Here is a 3,315-nt window from a genome sequence, read left to right as displayed (position 1 = left end):
AGCAGTATCAACGATATCCTTCTTTGTTTCCTCTGCTGCAAACACATTTGCAGAGAACGAGATGATCATCGCAAATGCTACGAGTACCAGTGCCATTTTTTTAGCCACCAAAAAACCTCCTTTTATTTGCCTGCAAGCTTATAGTAAGTCTTATAGCAGGAACTTGTGCTCAAAAGGTAGTATTCGTATGAAATACATTTTTATCCTAAAATGTGCAAAAAAATATGTATAACCGATTTCATAGAGAAAAGACCAAACTTAATCATGTTTGGTCTTTTCTCTATTACACGATTCTTCGTCCACTTCTGCCTAATGCATAATAAATTCCGTGTTGCAGTGATTGTAGACATTCGTAATTTTTCAAGTTTGTTAATGTTTTTGTAATAGTTAAAGCGAGCTCTGCTGAGATTCCGACTAAAATAACTTCTGTTCCAAGCAACCTAGCTGCTGAACCTAACTTATCAATGGCTGCTGCTGTATGTTCGCAAATGCTTCCGTTTAATCCGGTTAAATCTAACAATAAGTACTTCGCTTGGTATTTGGGAAGTTGGATGAGGATGTTATCTAATAAATCTTCCGTACGCTCCTGATCATAGACACCAATCATCGGAACCACAATAATGTCTTCTAAAACAGGGATGATGGGAGAAGATAATTCTTTTACTAGGTCCTGTAATGCCTGTGTTTTATCATTCACTAGATCTTCAAGTTGAGCAATTTGCTCTGCTTCCTGTCGCCTTGAGAGTTCATGGATATTATGTTGGATGCTCACTTCTGAAGGGAAATACTTCACGATACTATGAGGATGGTCCTCATCTTGATACTGAACGATACTATACCAATAGTTTTTTCGGAATAGACCTGATAAAACCCCTGCATAATGGGATGGAACAAAGATCCCTTTTGTGTTCTTATCGTCCAATTGATTCATTTTGTATTCCCAATCATCTTGAATATAAAGAATGAATGTATCATTTTCTACATCCATTTCTTTAATCTCTACTTTCCCCCAACCCGCCGTTGCATACGTATTGGATAGCCATTCCACTACATTGGTTGTATTAATATTTTTCATTCCTCGAAATCCTTCGCCAACGATCAAGCCTTGACGGAATCCGGTCGTTTCAAAGACAAGATTCGTTGCTTCTACCCCTGAAATTTCTTTAATCGTATCAAAAAAGGTTTTCATCGCCGAGACCCAGAAGAAGACAACATCTCCATTTTCAAACAGAACATCGCCTGTTTCTAGATCCCACTTTAACTCGACTCCACCAACTGTAATCTCTTTTTTCGTTTCCATAAGGATGCATCCTCCGATATTTTTTAGACCTCAAATGAATCTACTTGTAAGTAGAATTTTCAACTGAGTTGACAAATTTATTCCCTAAAGGTACTATTACCCACTTCCCACTAAAGCTAAGCATAAAAAAAGCCAGCCTGACACTGACTCCTCCTATTAAATCTAAACTCCAACCCAATCGAATCCCTTAAATATGTATAACGCACATCAGGACGAGATATGTTTCGTCCTGGTTTTTCATACAATATAAAACAACGTTAAACATGGTTACGTTTTATTGAAATAAGTAACCTAATCTCTATGTATCTTTTATCGCATCATACTCTTTCTTCAGCATCCCCATAATGATTTCATCTGAATAGTGGTTGTTGATATAAAGGGATTCTCTTATGACTCCTTCTGTTTTGAATCCTGCTTTTTCGTATGCCTTTATGCCTCGAACGTTATGTGAAAATACTTCGAGTTGTWGTCGATTCAAGTTAAGCGTGTCAAAAGCAAATTGCAGTGCTAGTTGAAGAGCCTCTGTGCCGTACCCTTTATTGAAATGATTGGTGTGATGCAAAGCCATTCGGAAGGCAGCCTTATTATTCTCTTCATCTATTTCCATAATAGCTAAATCTCCAATCAACTCATCTGTCTCTGTTAGGCATATAGAAAAATCATAACGTGTTTCATCATGCATGATTCTTTGATAATACTCATATAATTGCTCCATCGAAAACACACTTCTTGTGCCGGTCATGTACCTTATCTCTTCATCTTGAACAGCTTCGTATAAGCTGTCTAGATCTTCTTTTTTGATTGTTCTTAAATACACAGACTCACCCTTCACCACGTTCACCTCCTTCTATAATCATAGGGGCCTTGATTCTCCCATTTTCCATTCCCTCTCTCAACCTTCATTGTGCTTATTAGCTTTATTTTCAGACCTCATCCAAGAAATCGTCTCACGGATTCCTTGTTTATATGAAGTACGTGGTAGTAATGTTACTTCACTTTCATACTTTTCTCCGCTTAAAAGGACTGGTTGTTCTGTTAGATACATCATTTCCACCATTTCTCTCATGAAGGGTGAAAACAAACCCATAAAGCGAATCATATTTGTTGAAACGATTCTTACCGATTTTTGATAGCCCGTTTCCTCTCGTATGATGGCCAGAAGATCTTTTCCTGTAATAGCGTAGGTGGCGGGAATATTCCACGTTTGATTATACGTTTTTGAGCGAAGTGATAACTCAACCATCGCTTTTGCACCATCGCTTGTAAAGAGGTATTCTCTTGCTACATTCAGACCTCCCACGAAATTTGTTTTCTTATTTTGCACGACATTTTTTAGCGTTTCATGAAGAATGGTATTATTCGCATTAGGCCCATATAAATCAGGCATATGGACAATTAACGTCTCTACCTCACTCTTTATCATTCTCTTTTCCATCTCGTATCTGATTTTCCCTTTTTTTGTGTGAGGATTTTTTTTCGTTGATTCTGTGACATGAGTAGATTGTTTACCATATGCGTATATATTATCGATAAGCGCCACTTTTGCGCGTTTTATCTGAGCGACTTCCAATATAATATCTATACATTGAAGATGTTTCTTCTCCCACTCCTGATATGGAAAACTTACTGCATGAAAGATCACGTCGACACCATCAGCAGCCTTCAATACGTCTTCTTTCACTAGTGCATCCCCCGAATGAATTATGACATTTGATTTATTTTCGTAAAGCTTCTCAAGTGTTGCTTTTCCTCTTGAAAAGGCAATGACATCAATCCCTCTCGCCACCAATTCCCCTACTAATGCATAACCTATTCCACCAGATGCCCCGAGTACTAATGCTTTTTCCATCCGTATTACCTCCCTATTAACGACTGGTCAATTAAAGTAAAATAGATTGCTCTAAGTCAATGATCATTGACTTAGAGCGCTTTAATGAGTGAGTGCTTTGATAATAAAATTGACATGTACATGAGCAGCCTCTTGCGCTTCCACAAAATGATCGACCTGACTATGA

Annotated in this window: 3 protein-coding genes; all 3 read right to left on the bottom strand. The window is 37.8% G+C overall.

Annotated elements, in window-relative coordinates:
* Positions 1-283 precede the first annotated feature (283 nt).
* On the bottom strand, positions 284-1,300 hold the full coding sequence (locus AB685_RS28900; RefSeq protein ID WP_047974059.1) for an STAS domain-containing protein: 1,017 nt from the start codon (positions 1,298-1,300) through the stop codon (positions 284-286).
* 298 nt (positions 1,301-1,598) lie between these two features.
* On the bottom strand, positions 1,599-2,135 hold the full coding sequence (locus AB685_RS28895) for a GNAT family protein (RefSeq protein ID WP_047974058.1): 537 nt from the start codon (positions 2,133-2,135) through the stop codon (positions 1,599-1,601).
* Between the two features lie 57 nt (positions 2,136-2,192).
* Positions 2,193-3,149, bottom strand: coding sequence for an SDR family NAD(P)-dependent oxidoreductase (locus tag AB685_RS28890; RefSeq protein WP_047974057.1), 957 nt, complete (start codon positions 3,147-3,149; stop codon positions 2,193-2,195).
* Positions 3,150-3,315 lie beyond the last annotated feature (166 nt).

Source organism: Bacillus sp. LL01 (assembly GCF_001037965.1).
This window is presented reverse-complemented; position numbering and strand designations above follow the sequence as displayed.

What these genes read in the sequence shown, in the direction of transcription:
- AB685_RS28890 (WP_047974057.1), bottom strand. Translation starts at nt 3,149, where the DNA reads ATGGAAAAAGCATTAGTACTCGGGGCATCTGGTGGAATAGGTTATGCA.
- AB685_RS28900 (WP_047974059.1), bottom strand. Translation starts at nt 1,300, where the DNA reads ATGGAAACGAAAAAAGAGATTACAGTTGGTGGAGTCGAGTTAAAGTGG.